Genomic DNA, 22,304 nt, shown 5'->3' with positions numbered 1-22,304 from the left:
GAGCTGGGGTGAGGGGGAAGGTCGAGCTCCACACCATCGCCCGTTTTTCTAAGGAACCGAGATGAACCCGAACAAGACCGAAGAACTGAGCTTCATCCGCGAAGGCGTGCGCGCCCTCTGCGCCGAATTTCCCGCCGAATACTGGCGCAAGATCGATGAGGAAAAGGGCTTCCCGGAAGCCTTCGTCACCGCCATGACCGAGGCCGGCTGGCTGTCGGCGATGATCCCGGAAGAATACGGCGGTTCCGGCCTGGGTCTGGCCGAGGCCTCGGTGATCCTCGAGGAGGTCAACCGTTGCGGTGGCAACTCCGGGACCATCCACGGGCAGATGTACAACATGTTCACCCTGCTCAGAAACGGCAGCGAGGAGCAGAAACGCTACTACCTGCCGAAGCTGGCCAGCGGCGAGCTGCGCCTGCAGTCGATGGGCGTCACCGAGCCGACCACCGGCACCGACACCACCAAGATCAAGACCACCGCCGTGCGCCGGGGCGACAAGTACGTGATCAACGGGCAGAAGGTATGGATCTCGCGCATTCAGCATTCCGACCTGATGATCCTGCTGGCACGCACCACGCCGCTGGCCGAGGTGCAGCGCAAGTCCGAGGGCATGTCGATCTTCCTCGTCGACCTGCGCGAGGCCATCGGCAACGGCCTGACCGTGCAGCCGATCGCCAACATGGTCAACCACGAGACCAACGAGCTGTTCTTCGACAACCTGGAGATTCCCGCCAGCAGCCTGATCGGCGAGGAGGGCAAGGGCTTTCGCTACATCCTCGATGGGCTGAATGCCGAGCGCACGCTGATCGCCGCCGAGTGCATCGGCGATGGCCGCTGGTTCGTCGAGAAGTCCGCGCAGTACGCCCGCGACCGTGTGGTATTCGGCCGGCCCATCGGCCAGAACCAGGGCGTGCAGTTCCCCATCGCCGAAGCGCATATCGAGATCGAGGCCGCGGACCTGATGCGCTGGCGCGCCTGCGAGGAGTATGACGCCGGGCGCAACGCCGGAGCGGCGGCCAACATGGCCAAGTACCTGGCAGCGAAGGCCAGTTGGGAGGCAGCCAACGCCTGCCTGCAGACCCACGGCGGCTTTGGCTTTGCCAATGAATACGACGTCGAGCGCAAGTTCCGCGAGACGCGGCTGTACCAGGTGGCGCCGATCTCGACCAACCTGATCCTCTCGTACGTGGCCGAGCACTTGCTCGAGCTGCCGCGCAGTTTCTGAGGGCGATTGTAGGAGCGAGCTTGCTCGCGAAGCCGTTCTTGCACCTCGTTCGCGAGCAAGCTCGCTCCTACAGGTGAGTAAACGGGACCGTAGGGTGGCAAACGACCGCAGGTCTTTTCCACGCGTATCCGACAGGCGATGCACTTGCTGGGAATGGCGTTCGTTGGCCACCACAGGGGCGCGATGCAGCGGAGCGGATTCGGGCAGACGCCGCGTGGAAAAGGCTTCGCCGTTTTCCACCCTACGACGGCAGGTTCGTAGGGTGGATGTCTCGAAGCACATCCACGCGGGCGTTGAAATGCCGGCGTATCGAATTAGGAGGCACACATGCAGATCGACCACCTCGACCACTTGGTCCTCACCGTTGCCGATCTCGAGGCCGCGGTGGACTTCTACACCCGCGTGCTCGGCATGCAGGCGGTGACCTTCGGCGCAGGGCGCAAGGCGCTGGCCTTCGGCAACCAGAAGATCAACCTGCACCAGGCCGGGCGCGAATTCGAGCCCAAGGCCGAGCGGCCGACCCCGGGTTCGGCGGACCTCTGCTTCATCGTTGCCACACCGCTGGCCGAGGTGATCGCACACCTTCAGGCGCAGCAGGTCGCCATCGTCGAAGGTCCGGTGCAACGCACCGGCGCGACCGGACCGATCCGCTCGGTGTACCTGCGCGACCCCGACCAGAACCTCATCGAACTGTCCAACCCATTCGAGAACCCGTTAGAGAATCCGCTGGAGCCCAACGCATGAGCCAGCACACCCGTGCCCTGACCGAATTCCTCGCCGGGCTTGCCTACGAGCAGATCCCCGAACCGGTACTCGCCCGCACCGAAGACCTCTTTCTCGACTGGCTCGGCTCAGCACTGGCCAGCGCCGGCTCGCATCCGATTCCGCTGTTCGAGCGTTACGCCGAGAAGATGGGCCCGGCCGACGGGCCGGCGCGCGTTCTGATCAACGGCCAGAGCAGCTCGGCCTATTTCGCTGCGCTGGTGAATGCTGCCAGCTCGCATCTGGTGGAGCAGGACGACCTGCACAACAGCTCCGTGTTGCACCCGGCCACCGTGGTGTTTCCCGCTGCGCTGGCGGCAGCGCAGGATCTCGGCAAGTCCGGCCGCGAGCTGTTGGTGGCCTCGGTGGCTGGCTACGAGGCGGGCATCCGCATCGGCGAGTTCCTCGGCCGCTCGCATTACCGCATCTTCCACACCACCGCGACGGTCGGCACCCTGGCCGCGGCGGTGGCCGTTGGCAAGCTGATGGATTTCGACCAGCAGCAGTTCACCCATCTGCTCGGCAGCGCCGGGACGCAAGCGGCGGGGCTGTGGGAGTTTCTCCGTGACGCGGCGGACTCCAAGCAACTGCACACCGCCAAGGCGGCTGCCGATGGCCTGCTCGCCGCCTACCTGACCGCCGATGGCCTGACCGGCGCGCAGAACATTCTCGAAGGCGAGCAGGGCATGGCGGCGGGCATGTCCCGCGATGCCGAGCCGAGCAAGCTGTCCGACCGGCTCGGCAGCCGCTGGGCGCTGGCGGAAACCTCGTTCAAGTTCCACGCCTCCTGCCGGCATACCCACCCGGCGGCCGATGCGCTGCTGGCGCTGATGCAGCGCGAAGGGCTCGGGGCCGATGACATCGCCTCGGTCACCACCCGCGTGCACCAGGGCGCGATCGACGTGCTCGGCCGCGTGACGGTGCCGCAGACGGTGCATCAGGCCAAGTTCTCAATGGGCACCGTGCTGGGGCTGATCGCCCTGTACGGCAAGGCCGGCCTGATCGAATTCCACAGTCATGCGCTCAGCGACCCGCGCGTCGGCGAGTTCCGCGAGAAGGTCTCGATGACGCTCGATCCCGAGGTGGACGGCGCCTACCCGGCACGCTGGCTCGGTCGCGTCGAAGTGATCACCGCCGATGGCCGCACGCTGCACGGCGCCATCGACGAGCCGAAGGGTGACCCGGGCAACACGCTGAGCCGCGCCGAGCTGGAGGACAAGTTCCGCCGCCTGGTGCAGTTCTCCGCGGCGCGCAGCGATGACGAGGCGGGCGCGCTGATCGATACGGTCTGGCGCCTGCGCGAGCTGCAGCGGCTGGACGCATTGGCCTGAACGTAGGGTGGAAAACGACCGCAGGTCTTTTCCACCGATGGTACGCCGTCCCAAGCGCATCGCCTGAGGCCGAGCAGGCCGCAACAAACGCGTGGAAATGGCTTCGGCGATTTCCACCCTACGCCGAATTTGCAGGAACCGAACATGAACGACACCCAAGTCAAACCCCGCCCACTCGATGGCATCACCGTGGTCAGCCTCGAGCACGCCATCGCCGCGCCGTTCTGCACGCGCCAGCTGGCCGACCTCGGCGCACGGGTGATCAAGATCGAACGGCCCGGTGCCGGCGACTTCGCCCGCGGCTACGACGAGCGGGTCGACGGCCTGGCCTCGCATTTCGTCTGGACCAACCGCTCGAAGGAAAGCCTGTGCCTGGACGTGAAGCAGGACGCCGCCGCCCAGGTGCTCGACCAGCTCTTGGCCAAGGCTGACGTACTGGTGCAGAACCTGGCTCCGGGCGCCGCCGCGCGCATGGGGTTGTCCTTCGAGGCGCTGCACGAGCGCTTTCCGCGGCTGATCGTCTGCGACATTTCCGGCTACGGCGAGGGCGGCCCCTACGAGCAGAAGAAGGCCTATGACCTGCTGATCCAGAGCGAGGGCGGCTTTCTCTCCGTCACCGGCGGGCCGGGTGAAACCGAGATGGCCAAGGCCGGCTGCTCCATCGCCGACATTGCCGCCGGCATGTACGCCTACACCGGCGTGCTCTCTGCGCTGATGCTGCGCGACAAGACCGGCGAGGGCAGCCGCGTCGACGTTTCCATGCTCGAAAGCCTGGTGGAGTGGATGGGCTACCCGCTGTATTACGCCTACAAGGGGGCGACGCCGCCGCCGCGTGCCGGCGCCGCCCACGCCACCATCTACCCCTACGGCCCGTTCCCCACTGGCGACGGCGGCACGGTGATGCTCGGCCTGCAGAACGAGCGCGAGTGGCTGGCGTTCTGCGACAAGGTCCTGCTGCAGCCGGGGCTGGCGCAGGACGAGCGCTTCTCCAGTAACGCCCGGCGTTCGGAGCATCGCACCGAATTGCGTGCGCTCATCGTCGAGGCGTTCAGCCACCTGAGCGCCGAAGAGGTGATCGCCCGGCTGGATGCTGCGCCCATCGCCAACGCGCATGTCAACGACATGGCCGGTGTCTGGGCGCATCCGCAGCTCAAGGCCCGCCAGCGCTGGAGCGAGGTGGACAGCCCGGCCGGTCGCCTGCCTGCGCTGCTGCCGCCGGGGCGCAACAGTGCCTTCGCCCCGCGCATGGATCCGATCCCCGCGCTGGGCCAGCACACCGATAGCCTGCTGTCCGAGCTGGGTTACGCCCCCGGCGACATTCAGCGCTTGCACGAGCAGGGCGCGGTATGAGCGCGCCCAGGAGCCAGCCCATGAACTCATCGATCATCCGTAGCGCGCTGTTCGTCCCGGCGACCCGCCCGGAACGCATTCCCAAGGCACTGGCGAGCGGCGCCGACGTGGTCATCGTCGACCTCGAGGATGCGGTCGCGGAGAACCTTAAGGCAGAGGCGAGGGGCAACCTCGATGCCTTCCTCGCGGCCAACCCGGCGGCGCGCCTGCTGGTGCGCATCAACGCGCCAACCCATGCCGAGCAGGCCGCCGACCTGGCGCTCTGTGCCCGTCATGCCGGCGTCGCCGGCGTGCTGCTGCCGAAGGTCGAAAGCGCGGTGCAGGTTGCGCTGGCGGCCAGCTGCGGCAAGCCGGTCTGGCCAATCGTCGAAAGTGCCCGCGGGCTGGCCAATCTGGCGGAAATTGCCCACGCCCAGGGTGTCGAGCGGCTGTCCTTCGGCGCGCTGGACCTGGGCCTCGATCTCGGCCTGGCCAATGGCACCACCGGCGCCGAGCGCATGCTTGACCAGGCACGCTATGCGCTGCTGCTGCAGTCGCGATTGGCCGGGCTGGCAGCACCGCTGGACAGCGTCTTTCCCGACATCAAGAACCTCGAAGGCCTCGCCCGTGCCGCTGCCGACGCGCGTGACATGGGCTTTGGCGGCCTGCTGTGCATCCACCCGAGCCAGGTGGTCGTGGTGCACGAAACCCTGATGCCCAGTGCCGCGGAACTGGACTGGGCGCAACGCATCCTCGCCGCCGGAGCTTCCGGCGATGGGGTATTCGTGGTGGACGGACAGATGGTCGACGCCCCCGTCATCGGCCGTGCCCGTCGCCTGCTGCAACGTGCCGGACAAGCGGTGCCCTGACCGCAACGCTTGCCCGCGAAACGTACCAACCGACAAAAACAAGAGGGTACTTCCATGCTGAGTAACAAGCTCAAGGCACTCGCCTGCGCGCTTTCTTTCACCGTTGCCGGGCTGGTGCATGCCGCCGATCCCGTGACCATCAAATTCGCCCACGTAGTGGCGGACAACACACCGAAGGGGCAGGGCGCCCTGCTGTTCAAGAAACTCGCCGAGGAACGCCTGCCGGGCAAGGTGAAGGTCGAGGTCTACCCCAACTCCTCGCTGTTCGGCGACGGTAAGGAAATGGAGGCGCTGCTGCTCGGCGATGTGCACATGCTGGCGCCGTCGCTGGCCAAGTTCGAGCATTACGCCAAGGCCATCCAGATCTATGACCTGCCGTTCCTGTTCGACGACCTGGCGGCAGCCGATCGTTTTCAGAGCGGCCCGCAGGGCAAGGCACTGCTGCGCGCGATGGAGGACAAGAACATCACCGGCCTGGCCTACTGGCACAACGGAATGAAGCAGCTTTCGGCGAACAAGCCGCTGCGCGAGCCGAAGGATGCCCGCGGGCTGAAGTTCCGCGTACAGGCCTCGGCAGTGCTCGACGAGCAGTTCAAGGCAGTGCGCGCCAACCCGCGCAAGATGAGCTTCGCCGAGGTCTACCAGGGTTTGCAGACCGGCGTGGTCAACGGCACCGAGAACACCTGGTCGAACTACGAAAGCCAGAAGGTGCACGAGGTGCAGCCTTACATGACCGCCTCCGACCACGGCCTGATCGACTACATGGTGATCACCAACACCAAGTTCTGGAACGGCCTGCCGGAAGATGTGCGCGGCGAACTGGAAACGATCATGGAAGAGGTCACCGCCGAGGTGAACCGCCAGGCAGACGACCTCAACCAGCAGGCGCGCCAGGCCATCGCCGCCTCCGGCAAGACCGAGATCATCGAGCTGACCCCCGAGCAGCGCGCCCAGTGGCGCGAGGCGATGAAACCGGTGTGGAAGAAGTTCCAGAACGACATCGGCGCCGAGCTGATCGAAGCGGCGCAGGCGGCCAACCGCTCCTGAGCCTCCAGAGGCACCAAGCGGCGAGAACGAACGGGCCTGTCCGATGTGACCGGCCCGTTTTTTTATGCCTGAAACCAGGCTTATGCTGACCGACCAAAGCGCGCAAGGAGACGCCGGCATGAGTCGTTACGCCACGGTCAGCACACCCGTGCTGGATATCGCTTATCTCGAATGGAACCCCCGCGGCCAGCAGGTGGCCGTGCTTGTACACGGCTGGCCGGATTGCCCCGAAGGCTGGGAGCCCGTGGCCGAGCGCCTGGCCGCAGCGGGCTACCGGGTGCTCTGCCCGACGCTGCGCGGCTTCGGCCAGACGCGCTTCACTGATCCGCTGACCCCACGCAGCGGCCAGCTCGCCGCGCTGGGCCGTGACCTGCTGGATTTCATCGACGCATTGCGCCTCGACCAGCCGGTGCTGGTCGGCCACGACTGGGGCGCACGGGCGGTGGCCAATGCCTGCGGGCTGCGCCATCACGCCGCCGCACGGCTGGTAATGCTCGCGGTGGGCTACGGCACCAATGACCCGAACCAGCACATCTCGCTCAGCCAGGCTCGCAACTACTGGTACCACTGGTACATGGCCACCCCGCGCGGCGAGCAGGCGGTAGTTGAGGATCGCGCGGCCTTCACGCGGCTGCTGTGGGATACCTGGTCACCGGCCGGCTGGTACGCCGAGGCGGATTTCGTCCAGGCACTGGAGGCATTCGACAACCTGGACTGGGCTGCCGTGGTACTGCATTCCTATCGCCACCGCTGGGGCTTCGTCGACGGCGATCCTGCCTATGCATCGGACGAGGCGCTGCTGCAACCGGCCCCGGTGCTCGCCGTGCCGACGCTGGTGCTGCACGGCGAGGCCGATACCTGCAACGCACCGGAAACCTCGGCCGGGCGTGAGGACTCGTTCAGCGGCCCATACCACCGACAGCTGTTGCCCGGCGTCGGCCACTTCCCCCAGCGCGAGGCGCCCGACCAAGTGGCCGAGGCGATCCTCGCGTTCTGTCAGCACGTATAGCTAGTTGGCTCAGATGATCCCGCGTTCGCGTAGGCCCTGGCGTTGTTCATCGGTGAGGCCGAGGCCGGCCAGCACATCGTCGGTGTGCTCGCCCAGTTGCGGGCCGCCTTCGCCGATGCGCCCCGGCGTGCGAGATAGCTTGGGCAGCACACCCGGCACCTTGAGCGGGCCGGCAAAGGTCTGCACCTGCTCGATCATCTGCCGCGCCAGGTAGTGCGGGTCCTTGACGATATCGGCGGCGGTGTAGGGATAGCCGGCCGGCACGCGGGCGCCCTTGAGTGCTTCGATCACCTCGTCGCGGCTGTGCTGGATGGTCCATTCGCCGATGGCGGCATCGATCAGCTCGGCGTGCTGGGCGCGGCCGTCGTTGTGGGCGAAGCGCGGGTCATCGGCGAGGTCCTGGCGGCCCATCAGGGTCATCAGGCGCTTGTAGATGCTGTCGCCATTGCCGGCGATCAGGACGTAAGCGCCGTCGTTGCACAAATAGGAATTGGACGGCGTGATGCCGGGCAGGGCACTGCCAGCCGGCTCGCGTACATAGCCGAAGGCGTCGTATTCGGGTACGAGGCTTTCCATCATGGCGAACACCGACTCGTACAGCGCCACGTCGATCTCCTGGCCCTGGCCGCTACGGTTGCGCTCCTGCAGGGCGAGCAATACACCGATCACGCCATACAGCGAGGACAGCGAATCGCCGATGCTGACGCCGACCCGCACCGGCGGCTGGCCCGGATAGCCGGACAGGTGACGCAGGCCGCCCATGGCTTCGCCGATCACGCCGAAGCCCGGCAGGTCGCGATAAGGTCCGGTCTGTCCGTAGCCGGAAATGCGCAGCATGATCAGCCGAGGGTTCAGCTTCGACAGCTCATCCCAGCCCAGGCCCCATTCTTCCAGCGTGCCGGGGCGGAAGTTCTCCACCAGGATGTCGGCTTCGGCCACCAGCTGGCGGACGATTTCCTGGCCTTCCGCGGCCTTGAGATCCAGCGTTACCGAGCGCTTGTTGCGCGATTGCACATGCCACCAGAGCGAGGTGCCGTCCTTGAGCTTGCGCCACTTGCGCAGCGGGTCGCCGACGCCAGGCGGCTCGATCTTGATCACGTCGGCGCCGAATTCACCGAGCAACTTGCTGGCGAAAGGGCCGGCGATCAGTTGGCCCATCTCTATGACCTTGAGCCCGTGCAGCGGCAGATGCGCTGTTTGCCTGTCGTTCATTTTTCGCCCTGCCGTCGCCATGAAAAGCGTCGAGCATGCCCCAGAGCGAAGGTGGCGAACAATCGAACGAAAGCCCCAGCGTTGTTCTTGACCCTGAACAAGCCTGAGGACATCGATTTGTTAGACCAACGTGCAGTGGCTGAACAGAGGCGGTGCGCCGAGAATTAACCCATCGAATCTGCGTGATCCGATGAACAAGTGCATATCGACCCGAATGGTTGAACAGGCGACCCCATCATGGCGTCGCCTTTTTTTATTCAAGTTTTCGCCGCTAGTGAAGGGACGCCAAACACCGCAGCCGGAGTCGCGCTGCAACGGCAGCCGAGACCCTCCCAAGGGGGCCTGGACGCCCGCTGATGGCCGATCGGTGGGCGACGCGTTTCTCGTCGCGCATGGCCACCTTAATGACGATCGATCTGTCAATCCCTTCGGGCTGTTCAAAGTCTGATCAACGTGCTACAAACGAACGCACCGCAATGATCTAGCCGCTTGAAAACGAAGGGAAAACCATGACCAAGTCGGAGTTGATCGAACGAATCGTGAGCCAGCAGGGCATGCTCTCGTCGAAGGACGTCGAGCTCGCCATCAAGACCATGCTCGAGCAGATGGCCCAGGCCCTCGCCACCGGTGAAAGGATCGAGATCCGTGGCTTCGGTAGCTTTTCCCTCCATTACCGCGCCCCCCGCATCGGCCGCAACCCCAAGACCGGCCAGTCCGTCAGCCTCGACGGCAAGTACGTGCCGCACTTCAAGCCGGGGAAGGAGCTGCGGGATCGGGTGAATGAGGAGTAATTGTTCGAAATGCTCTCCCGCGACAGTACGTCGCGGAATTAGTTCACTAAAAAAATGTGATTAACTCTGGCTTTATTCGACTAGTGTGGCAAAATTTCGCACCAGCGAGGACCGTCGAAGCGTATCGGCGGGTCAAGAGCCTTTCATCATTCGAGACAGCATCCTCAATGGCATTTAGGGATAATGCCCGTCTTTCGCCGACCGGCTAACGAAGCTCACCGCTTGTCGAGCCAGGTTAATCACAAGGACGGTCAGCAATGACCCTGTGGAAGCAGTTTCCATGTGTTACCTATCTATCGAGCGCCGCCCTAGAGAGAGAGTGGTCGGCTCGAATTGCCATGCAATGACAGAGCTGAGTTTGCTGGGCGATCCTCTCCGAGCCATGTGCGCAGTAGACAGGCGGGCCGTACCAGGGCTGCTTACGGTAGGTTTCACGCTTGCCTTCGCTTCCGGTGGTTGCTTCGACCGTATCTGTCGAGCTCTGGTTGATCGCATTGCCGCGCCGCTCTTCCGTCGTGACGCTACCGCCAGACCATCCTTCTTTACACTGAAAGTCCGTTCTAACTCTCCAGCCGAAAGTGGCGGGAAGTTCCCCTTTGTCCATGGTCGACTAGGCGATGCTTGTGTCCGTTGGCATGCTGCGACCTGTGCGGCGTCGCCAAGGGCATATCGCCTTACGGCATCAGAGTTTGTGCCTCAACTGAATCCGTCAGCGACCGATCCTGGGCTGGTGCATGGGGAGAGAATCATCTGGCTCCTTTGCGCCAACCATATGAACCATTATGCGGATTCACGCATCGACCCGCTCGATGAAACCATGAGCCTGCAAGCGCAGTAAGAACTTGATACTTATGCCTAAGCTAACCTGCTTCAAAGCCTACGATATTCGCGGGCGCCTCGGTGACGAACTCAACGACGAAATCGCATATCGCATCGGGCGCGCTTATGCACAGTTCCTTTCCGCCAAGCGTGTGGTTATAGGTGGGGATGTGCGTCTGTCCAGCGAGCCGCTCAAGCGAGCCTTGGCCGCCGGCTTGATGGATGCCGGGTGCGATGTCATCGATCTAGGGATGACCGGCACCGAGGAAGTGTATTTCGCTGCTTTTCATCTTGACGTGGATGGCGGGATCGAAGTCACTGCCAGTCACAATCCCATTGACTTCAACGGTATGAAGTTGGTGCGCCGTGGTGCGCGGCCAATCAGCGGCGATAGCGGGCTAAGGGAGATCCAGCGCCTGGCTGAGGAAAATGACTTCGCTGCGGTTTCAATACGGGGCAGTCTCAGTCAAGCATCCTGCCTCCAGGCCTATACCGACCACTTGCTCGGCTACATCAACGCTCCTGCGCTCAAGCCCCTCAAGTTGGTAGTCAATTCCGGAAACGGTGCTGCTGGCCACGTTATCGACGCGCTGGAACAGCGCTTTGAGAAGCTTGAATTTCCGCTGCAGTTCATAAAGGTGAACCACCAGCCAGACGGCTCCTTTCCCAACGGCATACCGAACCCGCTGCTGCCGGAAAATCGAGCGGCGACCGCCGATGCTGTGAAGGCCCACGCCGCAGACATGGGGATCGCCTGGGATGGCGACTTTGATCGGTGTTTCCTGTTTGACGAAAAGGGCGGATTCATCGAGGGGTATTACATCGTTGGCTTGCTCGCTGAAGCCTTCCTGAAGAAGGAGCCGGGGGCAAAAATCATCCACGACCCGCGGCTGACCTGGAATACCGTCGATATTTGTGAACAGAACGGCGGTCAGGCCGTCCAGAGCAAGACGGGGCATGCGTTTATCAAGGAGCGCATGTGCAAGGAAAACGCCATTTATGGCGGCGAGATGAGCGCCCATCACTACTTTCGCGACTTCGCCTATTGCGACAGCGGCATGATCCCCTGGTTGCTGGTCGCGGAGCTTATGAGTCGTGACTGCAAGCCGCTGTCCGAGCTTGTCGGCGCGCGTATGGCTGCCTACCCCTGCAGCGGGGAGATCAACTACACAGTCGCTGACGCGAAGGCGGTGATCGCCGCCGTCCAGGCGCACTACGAACAGGAATGCCCTCTCCTGGATACTGCCGATGGCCTCAGCCTCGAATTTGCCGACTGGCGAATGAACATGCGCATGTCCAATACCGAGCCACTGCTGCGGCTGAATGTCGAGTCTCGAGCAGATGCCGAGCTTGTAACCAAGCAGGTCGCTGCCATTGAACGGATCATCTCTGCCGGATAATGCGGCAGGCTGTTGAATAGGATTGAAAGAATGAAGTTGATACCTGTAATCATGTCCGGTGGCGTTGGCAGCCGGCTCTGGCCCGTATCGCGCGAGGCACATCCCAAGCCTTTCATGCCTCTGCCGGATGGCCAGAACCTGCTGCATAAAACCTTCGTACGAGCTGCCTCCCTCCCGGGCGTCGTAGAGGTCATGACGGTTACCAATCAGGAACTGTTCTTCAAGACTGAGGACGAATACGGGCAGGCCGGCTTTGCCGATGTCCCCCAGAGCTTCATTCTTGAGCCTTTCGGCCGGAACACCGCGGCGGCCGTAGCGGCCGCGGCGATCCAGTTGGAAGATGCTCATGGCCCAGACGCCCATATGCTTGTGCTGGCGGCGGATCACCTGATTGCCGATCACTCGGCTTTCTCTGAAGCGGTCGGCAAAGCTCAGGCCCTAGCGGCAAAAGGCTGGTTGGTAACCTTCGGCATCAGACCTGAGTATCCGGAAACCGGCTTTGGTTACATCGAAGCTGACAACCAGGCTTCGCTGGGAGAGGGGCTAAAGGTCGCGCGCTTCGTTGAAAAACCGAACCTGACCACTGCACAGGAGTACCTGGCGGCAGGTAATTATTTTTGGAATTCCGGCATGTTCTGCTTCCGGGTAGGAAGCTTGCTGGAGGAGTTGCACAAGCATGCCGCTGATGTGCTCGAGGCGGTGCGCGTCGCGCTCGATCACTCTCGCCTGAGCATCAGCGGTAGTCGCCGCTGTCTCCGCCTCGATGCCAAACAGTTCGCCGCCGTGCCGGACATTTCCATCGACTACGCACTGATGGAGCGCTCGGAGCGGGTCGCCACCGTACCCTGCGACATCGGCTGGAGCGATATCGGCTCCTGGAATGCCATGGGCGAGCTCACCGCGGCGGATGCCAGCGGCAACCGCCTGGAAGGCGAAGTGCTGGTGCATGGGGCGCACAACAACTACGTACAGAGTCCTGAGCGGCTGACCGCCCTGGTCGGCGTGGAAGACCTGATTGTCGTGGATACCCCCGATGCCGTGCTGGTCGCCCACAAGGATCATGCGCAGGACGTCAAGCACATCGTCAGTCAACTGAAGAAGAGTGGCCACGACGCGCACCTGATGCACCGTACCGTCCACCGTCCCTGGGGAACCTATACCACCCTGGAAGAAGGCGAGCGCTTCAAGATCAAGCGCATCGTAGTCAAGCCAGGCGCTTCTCTGTCGCTGCAGATGCACCACCACCGCAGCGAGCACTGGATCGTGGTCAGCGGCATGGCCCGTGTTGTTAATGACGAGCGCGAGCTGCTGCTCGATACCAACGAGTCCACCTTCATTCGGGCCGGGCACAAGCATCGCCTGGAGAATCCGGGGGTGATCGATCTGGTGTTGATCGAAGTGCAGAGCGGCGACTATCTCGGCGAGGACGATATTGTGCGCTTCGAGGATATCTATGGGCGTGCACCGCAAGCGGGTAAGAGCCAATGATCGGAGCCGCCTCCAGCCTATGGCGTTATCGGGGTTTTGTTTTGGGGAGCATCAAGCGCGAGTTTCAATCCAAGTACCGGAACTCCTTGCTTGGCGCTGCCTGGACGGTGATCAATCCACTGGCGATGATCCTGGTCTATACAGTGATTTTCGCCGAAGTGATGAGAGCCAAGTTGCCGGGAGTGGAGAACACGTTCGGCTATAGCATCTACCTTTGCGCAGGTGTGCTGACCTGGGGGCTTTTTGCCGAGATTACCGGGCGTGCCCAGAACGTATTTCTCGAAAATGCCAACTTGCTAAAAAAGCTCAGCTTTCCAAGGCTGTGTCTGCCGGTGGTCGTGGTCGCCAACGCCGCGTTGAACTTCGTCATCATCTTTGGCCTGTTTACCGCGTTCCTGCTGGTATCCGGGAACTTCCCTGGCCTGCCGTTCCTGGCCGTACTGCCATTGCTTGCCTTGCTGGTGGCTTTCGCCATCGGGCTTGGCATCACCCTCGGCGTGCTCAACGTGTTCTTCCGGGATGTCGGACAGTTTTTCGGGATCTTCCTCACCTTCTGGTTCTGGCTGACTCCGATCGTCTATCCCGCCAGCATCCTGCCGGAGGGGCTGAAAGGATTGATGGCGTTCAATCCCATGGCGCCGCTGGTCGGCGGGTTCCAGCAGGTTCTGGTCCACCATCAGTGGCCGGAGTGGCAGGGCTTGTGGCTGGTCACCTTGCTGGCCATCGCCCTCTGTCTGATCGGCATGGGGCTTTTCCGTCGCCATGCCGGCGAAATGGTGGATGAACTCTAATGGGCACTATCTCCGTTTCCAACCTCGGCAAGGCTTACAAGCAGTATCCCACCCGTTGGTCGCGTCTGGCTGAATGGATCACGCCCGGGCACCGGCCACGCCATAGTCTCAAGTGGGTGCTGCAAGGCATCAGTTTCACGGTCAATCCCGGCGAAGCGGTGGGCATCATTGGCATCAATGGCGCGGGTAAGAGCACCCTGCTCAAGATGATCACCGGCACCACCCAGCCCACCACCGGCGAGGTCAGGATGGCAGGCCGGGTTGCGGCCCTGCTCGAGCTGGGCATGGGCTTTCACCCCGACTTCACCGGGCGGCAGAATGCCTTCATGGCCGGCCAGCTGCTGGGTTACAGCGTGGACGAGATTGCCCACCTCATGCCGGAAATCGAGGCCTTCGCCGAAATCGGCGATTACCTCGATCAGCCGGTCAGGGTCTACTCCAGTGGCATGCAGGTGCGTCTGGCGTTCAGCGTGGCAACGGTCATTCGCCCCGATATCCTGATCATCGACGAAGCCCTCTCGGTGGGTGATGCCTACTTTCAGCACAAAAGTTTCGAGCGCATCCGCGAATTCCGCAAGCAGGGCACCACCCTGCTGATCGTCTCCCACGACAAGCAGGCGATCCAGTCCATCTGCGACCGTGCAATCCTCCTGAACGCCGGCAGGCTAGCCATGGAAGGTGAGCCCGAGGCGGTGATGGATTATTACAACGCCCTGTTGGCCGGCCACCAGAACCAGACCGTCAAGCAGGAAGCCACGGCTGACGGCAAGGTTCAGACCATTTCGGGGACTGGCGAGGCTGTGGTCACCGATATTGCTTTGCTGGATGCCAACGGGCAGCGCGTTGAAATGGTCGATGTCGGTCAGTCCGTGACGCTGCAGATCCAAGTCAGGACCCATGCACCTATTGGGCGACTGGTGCTGGGGTACGGCATCAAAGATCGGCTTGGACAGGTTATCTACGGAACCAACACCGACCTCAAGAAGCAGGTACTCAACGACGTGCCGGCGGACAGCAGCATTCGTTTCGATATCGCCTTCCCGGCGAATCTGGGGCCTGGTACCTATTCGGTGCAGACGGCCCTTGTCAGCACGGACACGCACTTGGTCAACAATTACGAGTGGCGTGATCTGGCCTTGCTGTTCAATGTGGTCAATATCAACAAGCCGCATTTTGCGGGGGTTGCCTGGCTCGATCCGAATATTGAGATTACCCGAACATGAGTTTCGTTTCCTACGCACAGAATTTTGAAGATGTCATGCTCTGGCGTGCGCTAAAGCATGTCAAAAATGGCTTTTATATCGATATCGGTGCCCAGCATCCGGTAGTCGATTCGGTTAGCCTCGCATTTTATGAGCACGGCTGGCGTGGCGTGCATGTAGAGCCGACCTTGCAGTACTCTTCCCTGCTGCGAGCAGCGCGCCCGGACGAGTCAGTGTTCCAGTTGGCAATCGGCAATCAGAGCCAACAGTTGACGTTTTTCGAGTTCGAGGATACCGGCCTTTCGACGGCGGATGCCGAAGTAGCACGCAAGCACCAAGAGCGCGGATTCAAGTGCCGGGAAACTTTGGTTCCTATCTTGTCTCTTGATGCCCTGCTTCAGCAAGTTGACGCCCGGGATATTCATTGGCTCAAAGTTGATGTTGAGGGGCTGGAAAAAGAAGTGCTGGAGAGTTGGCAGAGCTCCTCCAAACTTCCGTGGGTGGTTGTAGTCGAAAGCACCTGCCCCATGAGTCAAGAGAAAAGCCACCAGGAGTGGGAGGCTCTGCTCTTGGCGAAGGGCTACAGCTACGTCTATTTCGACGGCCTGAACCGATTTTATGTTTCGCCGGAGCACTCTGAACTCACCGAGGCATTTGATACGCCGCCAAATGTCTTCGATGGCTTTGTTCTGAGTGGAACTGCTTCCCAACCCTTTTACAGCCTGGTCAGTTCAAGAGCCCGGCAAGCCGAGGTCAGAGCTGAGGAGGCCGAAGCCAGGTCCAAGCAAGCCGAGGTCAGAGCTGAGGAGGCCGAAGCCAGGTCCAAGCAAGCCGAGGTCAGAGCTGAGGAGGCCGAAGCCAGGTCCAAGCAAGCCGAGGTCAGAGCTGAGGAGGCCGAAGCCAGGTCCAAGCAAGCCGAGGTCAGAGCTGAGGAAGCCGAAACCAAGGCTCAGCATGCCGAGTCCAATGTTCACGCGCTCCTGTACAGCACGTCTTGGCGAGTAACCGGCCCCTTGCGCCTGGCGAGCCAACTCAGCCATCGCCTCTTGTCTGCGGTTCGCGAGCGCAGAGTCATCGGCGGCCTGAAGCGACGGCTACATCCCGTCATCTTCCGCTCCGGGCATTGGGTCATGCACAACCCCAGACTCAAAAAGTCCGCCCTCTCGCTGCTCAACCGGATGCCCCAGCTGAAAGTGCGCTTGCGCCGCATCATCCTCGGTCCGAGCCCCGTCTCGACAGCAGACTGGTCCGCATCCACTCAGAGCGCAGGAAGCCCCATGTCTCCGAGAACAGCGCGGCTCTACATGGAACTCAAGAACGCGATTGATTCGAGGCAAAATTGATGCGGATTGTAATTGACCTGCAGGCTGCCCAGTCCACGGGCTCTCGAAATCGCGGCATTGGGCGCTACTCGCTCTCGCTCGCACAAGCGATGGCGCGTAATTGCGGCCAGCATGAGCTCCTGATCGTGCTGAGCGGCCTATTTCCCGAGACGGTACAGCCCATCAAGGATGCATTCACAGGGTTGCTGCCCCCAGAAAACATCCATGTCTGGAGCGCTGCGGCCCCCACAGCGGAAATTGACGGTCAGAACCGCTGGCGAATGGACGCTGCGGAACTGATCCGCGAAGCATTCATCGCCAACCTGAAGCCCGATGTCGTCCACGTCGCCAGCTTGTTCGAAGGGCTGGTGGACGACGCGATCACCAGCATCGGGCGTCTGCCATCCGTGTGCCCGGTGGCGGTCACGCTGTATGACCTGATCCCGCTTATCAACAAGAAGCCGTACCTGGATAATCCGCTGGTTGAGTCCTGGTATTATCGAAAGCTGGATTTCCTGCGCCAAGCCGACCTTCTATTGTCGATCTCGGAATCCTCTCGCCAGGAAGCCTTGGAGCATCTGGGCTTCCCCGCTGACAGGGTCCATAACATCTCGACCGATGCCGATGACCACTTCAACTGCCAGCCGGTTGCGCCACAAACCGAGTCGGAGGTACGCGGTAAGTATGGACTGGGCTGGCCATTCGTAATGTATACCGGCGGCATAGACCATAGAAAGAACATCGAGGGGCTGATCCGGGCCTATGCAAGACTCCCTGGTGCGGTAAGAAGCGAGCATCAACTCGCCATCGTTTGCTCGGCACATCCTGAAAGCAGGATGCAGCTGGAGCAGTTGGCCCGTTCGCAGGGACTGGAGGCGCAAGAGGTAGTCTTCGCCGGGTTCGTACCCGAAGAGGATCTGATTTCGCTTTATCGGCTGTGCAAGCTGTTCGTTTTCCCCTCTTGGCATGAAGGCTTTGGCCTTCCTGCCCTTGAGGCGATGCGCTGCGGTGCGGCCGTCATTGCCGCCAACACCTCTAGCCTGCCCGAGGTGATCGGCCTGGATGCGGCTCTATTCGACCCCCGCTCGGATGAGGCGATCGCCTCGGCGATGCTTCGCGGGCTGACCGACGAAGGTTACCGTCAGCAACTGATCGAGCACGGGAAGATCCAATCCGGGAAGTTCTCCTGGGACGAAAGTGCGCGCCGCGCTATTGAGCGGATGGAAGCGAGCCACATATCCAGAAAGGCGAACAGCAGCAGTTCTGCCCCGCCCACGGCTCGCCCACGGCTCGCCTACATTTCGCCGCTGCCACCCGAGCGCAGCGGCATCTCTGACTACAGTGCCGAGTTGCTTCCCGTGCTATCAGAGCACTACGACATTGACGTTATTGTCGCCCAAGACGCGATTGCCGATGACTGGATCAACAGCAACTGCGATTGCCACGATGTCGACTGGTTCCGCAGGAATGCCAGCCAATTCGATCGAGTCCTCTATCACTTTGGCAACTCTCACTTCCACCAGCATATGTTTCCGCTGCTGGAGAGCCATCCGGGTGTTGTTGTCCTGCATGACTTCTTCCTTTCCGGTGTCATCCATCAGATGGACGCACTTGGGATCACCCCGGGAAGCTGGAGGCGGGAGCTGTACCACAGCCATGGCTATCCGGCGCTGGCGGACCTCTATTTGTCGGAAGATGTCTCGAACTCGATCTGGAAGTACCCGGCAAACCTGTCCGTACTCCAGGGGGCCAACGGCCTGATCGTTCACTCCGCCAACTCGTTGCGCCTTGCACAGCAATGGTATGGTGGGCAGAGCGCGGATCGATTCTCCGTAATTCCGCTTTTACGTGCGCCACGCCCCCCTATTTCGCGGGAGCAGGCCCGAGCCGCCCTCGGAATCGACGAAAAGACCTTTGTCGTTTGTTCCTTTGGCCTTCTCGGTCTGCCCAAGCTGAACCACCGGCTGATAGAGGCATGGAACTCCAGCGCATTGGCCGGTGCCCCGGACACGGTCCTAGTTTTCGTGGGGGAGAGTCCTGGTGGTCAATATGAGCAGGTCGTCAACGACTTGATTCAAGCAGGGGGTGCGAAGCGGCAGATCAAAATTACAGGCTGGGCAGATACCGAGCTTTTCAAACATTACCTTGCTGCTGCCGACGTCGGTGTTCAACTTCGCGCCTTGTCACGCGGAGAAACCTCCGCGGCGGTGATGGACTGCATGAACTACGGGCTGGCCACGATCATCAATGCCAATGGCAGCATGGCAGATATTGCTGACGAGGCGGTCTGGAAGCTAGAAGACGAGTTTAGTAACGCCGATCTGGTCACTGCGCTCGAAACCTTATGGAGGGATGCCGACGCCCGCCGTACGCTGGCCGGTAATGCGATGCAAGTGATCGCTGACGAGCATGCCCCGGATAAGTGTGCAGCACAGTATCGAACTGCAATCGAGGGCTTCTACCAGCAGGCCGCACACGGCGTTAATGCACTGACACGCGCCATCGCCTGTTCCTGGCCGCAGCAAGAGGAAAGTCACCTCCTTCGGCTAGCGAACTCGATGGCCCGTTCGTTCCAGCCTTCCGTGGCGCCGCGGCAAGTACTCGTTGACGTATCCGTGCTGGTCCAGACCGACGCCAAAAGCGGCATTCAACGCGTCGTCCGGGCCATCTTGCGCGAGTGGTTGTCGTCATCGCTCGAAGGAGTGAGAATCGAGCCCGTCTATGCTGCTGCCGACGGATATCGCTATGCGAGGGAATTCACTCTACGCTTCCTGGGCTGCCCTGAGGCAGGCTTCGGTGATGAGCCCATCGACTTTGCCAAGGGAGACGTGTTTATCGGGCTGGGCCTGAACCCTCACGGAGCCGTTGCCTGCCGTAACTTCTATCAGGAGCTACGGATGTATGGCGTAGCGGTTCACTTCGTGGTCTATGACCTCCTGCCGGTTTTGATGCCAGAGGCATTTGAGCCCGGCACGCAGGATGTGCATGCCAATTGGCTGAAGGCCATTTCTGAGGCCGATGGAGCGGTCTGCATTTCCAGGTCAGTGGCGGATGAGTTGAAACAGTGGGTTGAAACCCAGGTTCCCGAAGCCGCTCGTCGATTGAGAATCAGGTGGTTCCACTTGGGTGCCGACTTGCTGTCGGCATCGTCAAGGCAGGAGGTCACTGATGTGGGCTCGGAAGCCGTCCTTCAGGCCATTGGGAGGGCGCCCAGCTTCCTGATGGTGGGCACCATCGAGCCTCGGAAGGGGCATGCTCAGGTGCTGGGCGCGTTCGAGGAGCTTTGGCGAGCGGGCCAGAACGTCAATCTGGTCATCATCGGCAAGCAAGGCTGGCAGGTAGATAACCTGATCCAGCGCATCCACGTGCATCCGGAGTCGGGTAAGCGACTCTTTTGGCTGGCTGACGCGAGTGATAGTCTGCTTGAGGACTTCTACAGTCGCAGCACCTGTCTGATTGCTGCCTCGAAAGGGGAAGGTTTCGGACTACCTCTGATCGAAGCAGCTCACCATGGGCTGCCTATCATCGCAAGGGATCTCCCAGTATTTCGGGAGGTCGCTGGAGACAACGCTTTCTACTTTAGTGGGGTAGAGGCAAGCAGTCTTGTCTCTTCCTTGATAAAATGGCTTGATTTTTACGGCAAGAGCGAACATCCACAATCGGTCGGATTGAAGCATTTGTCATGGAGTGAAAGTGCAACTGAGTTACTGGGTGTGCTGCTTGGTAGCAATAGCGCCAAATAACTTATAGCTAGTGCCTAATAGACCTACTTGGAGATTTGAGTTGAAAGCAATTGTTACAGGCGTTACTGGTCAAGATGGCGCTTATCTAGCGCAGCTGCTACTGGAAAAAGGTTATATGGTCTATGGTACTTACCGTCGTACCAGTTCGGTCAACTTCTGGCGCATCGAAGAGCTGGGCATCGATCAGCACCCCAATCTGCACTTAATTGAATATGATTTGACGGATCTTTCTTCTAGTATTCGCCTGCTGCAGACGACTGAAGCGACCGAAGTCTACAATCTCGCTGCTCAGAGCTTTGTCGGCGTGTCCTTCGACCAGCCAGTTACCACTGCGGAAATTACCGGGGTCGGCGCTGTAAACCTGCTCGAAGCAATTCGTATCGTGAATCCTAGGATTCGCTTCTACCAGGCATCCACCTCGGAAATGTTCGGGAAAGTCCAGGCGATTCCTCAGTGTGAAAGCACGCCGTTCTATCCACGTAGCCCGTATGGGGTGGCGAAGCTATATGCGCACTGGATGACAGTGAACTATCGCGAGTCCTACGGTATCTTCGGAACCAGCGGCATTCTGTTCAATCACGAGTCTCCGCTGCGTGGCCGCGAGTTTGTAACGCGTAAGATCACCGACAGCGTAGCCAAGATCAAGCTCGGCAAGCTCGACGTACTTGAGCTGGGCAACATGGATGCCAAGCGTGATTGGGGCTTCGCGAAGGAGTACGTCGAAGGTATGTGGCGCATGCTTCAGGTCGATGAGCCGGATACCTACGTCCTGGCGACCAATCGCACCGAGACAGTGCGCGACTTCGTGTCTCTGGCCTTCAAGGCGGCGGAAATCGATGTCGAGTGGCGCGGCGAAGGCGAAGCTGAACAGGCTGTCGACGTCAACACTGGCAAGGTACTCGTCGCAGTAAACCCGAAGTTCTATCGCCCTGCTGAGGTTGATTTGCTGATCGGCGATCCCGCCAAGGCGAAGGAAAAGCTCGGTTGGGAGGCGAAAACTTCCTTGGAAGATCTCTGTCGGATGATGGTCCAGGCGGATCTTCGTCGTAACGAACAAGGATTTTCTTTCTGATGACTTCTGGCAAGCGTGTGCTGATTACGGGCATCCACGGTTTCACCGGCCGCTATATGGCGGCCGAACTGCGGGAGGCGGGTTACCAGGTATTTGGTTGCGGCAGTCATGCCGGCGACGAGCCTGGATACTTTCAGGCTGATCTCACTGATGCAGCTGCGTTGCGAACGCTGCTGGCGGATGTGCGGCCTGACATGATCGTGCACCTTGCCGCTTTGGCCTTTGTCGGCCACGGTGACGCAAACGCCTTTTATCAAGTCAACTTGCTGGGTACGCGCAATTTGCTTGAGGCTGTTGCAGCCAGTAGTTATGCCCCCGAGTGTGTATTGCTGGCGAGCAGCGCTAACGTTTATGGCAACGTTTCCGAAGGCTTGCTTAGCGAAGACACACTTCCTGCGCCGGCGAATGATTACGCGGTCAGCAAGCTGGCCATGGAATTCATGGCGCGGTTGTGGGTACCAAAACTGCCAATCGTCATTGCCCGCCCCTTCAATTACACAGGGGTCGGCCAGGCGGAGCAGTTCCTGCTCCCCAAGATTACTTCCCATTTCAAAGGGCGCGCCAAGCAGATCGAGCTGGGTAACCTCGATGTTTGGCGCGACTTTAGTGACGTACGTTCTGTCGTGCGTGCGTACCGCGGGCTGCTCGAGGCCAAACCGGTAGGGCAAACATTGAATGTGGCATCTGGGCAGGCCCGCTCGTTACGTGAGGTGCTCGATATATGCCGAAGCATTACGGGGCATGAGTTGGAAGTAAACGTCAACCCCGCGTTCGTGCGGTCGAACGAGGTGAAAACCCTCTGTGGGGACGCCACGCGCCTGCGAAAGGTGCTTGGACAGTGGGACACTCCCAGCCTTGAGGAAACTTTGCGCTGGATGTTGGCGGCCTGACC

The 22,304-nt window shown here is 61.1% G+C and carries 17 protein-coding genes; 16 read left to right on the top strand and 1 reads right to left on the bottom strand.

Annotated elements, in window-relative coordinates:
• Window positions 1–61 precede the first annotated feature (61 nt).
• The 7 genes from CL52_RS10600 to CL52_RS10570 all read left to right on the top strand — a co-directional run bounded on the left by CL52_RS10600 (window position 62) and on the right by CL52_RS10570 (window position 7,572).
• Window positions 62–1,225, top strand: a complete 1,164-nt coding sequence (locus CL52_RS10600) for an acyl-CoA dehydrogenase family protein (protein ID WP_043220456.1) — start codon at window positions 62–64, stop codon at window positions 1,223–1,225.
• 327 nt (window positions 1,226–1,552) lie between these two features.
• Entirely contained in the window at window positions 1,553–1,969 is a 417-nt protein-coding gene (locus tag CL52_RS10595; RefSeq protein WP_043220453.1) for a VOC family protein, read from the top strand.
• Entirely contained in the window at window positions 1,966–3,318 is a 1,353-nt protein-coding gene (locus CL52_RS10590; RefSeq protein WP_043220451.1) for an MmgE/PrpD family protein, read from the top strand. Before CL52_RS10595 ends, CL52_RS10590 begins: the two co-directional genes overlap by 4 nt.
• A gap of 144 nt (window positions 3,319–3,462) precedes the next feature.
• Window positions 3,463–4,668, top strand: a complete 1,206-nt coding sequence (locus CL52_RS10585) for a CaiB/BaiF CoA transferase family protein (protein ID WP_043220449.1) — start codon at window positions 3,463–3,465, stop codon at window positions 4,666–4,668.
• A 20-nt stretch (window positions 4,669–4,688) separates the two neighbouring features.
• Window positions 4,689–5,516, top strand: a complete 828-nt coding sequence (locus CL52_RS10580) for an HpcH/HpaI aldolase/citrate lyase family protein (RefSeq protein WP_043220446.1) — start codon at window positions 4,689–4,691, stop codon at window positions 5,514–5,516.
• Window positions 5,517–5,570: 54 nt separating this feature from the next.
• Entirely contained in the window at window positions 5,571–6,563 is a 993-nt protein-coding gene (locus CL52_RS10575; RefSeq protein ID WP_043220444.1) for a TRAP transporter substrate-binding protein, read from the top strand.
• A gap of 118 nt (window positions 6,564–6,681) precedes the next feature.
• Entirely contained in the window at window positions 6,682–7,572 is an 891-nt protein-coding gene (locus CL52_RS10570) for an alpha/beta fold hydrolase (protein WP_043220441.1), read from the top strand.
• Window positions 7,573–7,581: 9 nt separating this feature from the next.
• Here the strand turns inward: CL52_RS10570 and CL52_RS10565 are convergent, their stop codons facing one another.
• The gene (locus tag CL52_RS10565) at window positions 7,582–8,784 is read right to left on the bottom strand and encodes a CaiB/BaiF CoA transferase family protein (protein WP_043220438.1); all 1,203 of its coding nucleotides are present in this window, start codon (window positions 8,782–8,784) and stop codon (window positions 7,582–7,584) included.
• A gap of 509 nt (window positions 8,785–9,293) precedes the next feature.
• Here CL52_RS10565 and ihfB point away from each other — a divergent pair.
• The 9 genes from ihfB to CL52_RS10520 all read left to right on the top strand — a co-directional run bounded on the left by ihfB (window position 9,294) and on the right by CL52_RS10520 (window position 22,302).
• Window positions 9,294–9,575 (top strand): integration host factor subunit beta, encoded by a 282-nt coding sequence (ihfB, locus tag CL52_RS10560; RefSeq protein WP_043220435.1) that lies wholly within the window; start codon window positions 9,294–9,296, stop codon window positions 9,573–9,575.
• An 851-nt stretch (window positions 9,576–10,426) separates the two neighbouring features.
• Window positions 10,427–11,794, top strand: a complete 1,368-nt coding sequence (locus CL52_RS10555; protein WP_043220433.1) for a phosphohexomutase domain-containing protein — start codon at window positions 10,427–10,429, stop codon at window positions 11,792–11,794.
• 30 nt (window positions 11,795–11,824) lie between these two features.
• Window positions 11,825–13,282 (top strand): mannose-1-phosphate guanylyltransferase/mannose-6-phosphate isomerase, encoded by a 1,458-nt coding sequence (locus CL52_RS10550; protein ID WP_043220431.1) that lies wholly within the window; start codon window positions 11,825–11,827, stop codon window positions 13,280–13,282.
• On the top strand, window positions 13,279–14,073 hold the full coding sequence (locus CL52_RS10545; protein ID WP_043220430.1) for an ABC transporter permease: 795 nt from the start codon (window positions 13,279–13,281) through the stop codon (window positions 14,071–14,073). The genes CL52_RS10550 and CL52_RS10545 overlap by 4 nt, the downstream gene beginning before the upstream one ends.
• Window positions 14,073–15,296, top strand: coding sequence for an ABC transporter ATP-binding protein (locus tag CL52_RS10540; RefSeq protein ID WP_043220428.1), 1,224 nt, complete (start codon window positions 14,073–14,075; stop codon window positions 15,294–15,296). Before CL52_RS10545 ends, CL52_RS10540 begins: the two co-directional genes overlap by 1 nt.
• Window positions 15,293–16,618, top strand: a complete 1,326-nt coding sequence (locus tag CL52_RS10535; RefSeq protein WP_043220426.1) for an FkbM family methyltransferase — start codon at window positions 15,293–15,295, stop codon at window positions 16,616–16,618. The genes CL52_RS10540 and CL52_RS10535 overlap by 4 nt, the downstream gene beginning before the upstream one ends.
• Window positions 16,618–20,340, top strand: coding sequence for a glycosyltransferase (locus CL52_RS10530; protein WP_043220423.1), 3,723 nt, complete (start codon window positions 16,618–16,620; stop codon window positions 20,338–20,340). Before CL52_RS10535 ends, CL52_RS10530 begins: the two co-directional genes overlap by 1 nt.
• A gap of 40 nt (window positions 20,341–20,380) precedes the next feature.
• Window positions 20,381–21,412: a GDP-mannose 4,6-dehydratase gene (gene gmd, locus CL52_RS10525; protein WP_043220419.1), complete on the top strand. Its 1,032-nt coding sequence runs from the start codon at window positions 20,381–20,383 to the stop codon at window positions 21,410–21,412.
• Window positions 21,409–22,302, top strand: a complete 894-nt coding sequence (locus CL52_RS10520; RefSeq protein WP_143008639.1) for a GDP-mannose 4,6-dehydratase — start codon at window positions 21,409–21,411, stop codon at window positions 22,300–22,302. Before gmd ends, CL52_RS10520 begins: the two co-directional genes overlap by 4 nt.
• Window positions 22,303–22,304 lie beyond the last annotated feature (2 nt).

Source organism: Stutzerimonas balearica DSM 6083 (assembly GCF_000818015.1).
Lineage (GTDB): Bacteria > Pseudomonadota > Gammaproteobacteria > Pseudomonadales > Pseudomonadaceae > Stutzerimonas > Stutzerimonas balearica.
The sequence above is the reverse complement of the archived record's forward strand: the minus strand, read 5'-3'. Positions and strand labels throughout refer to the sequence as shown.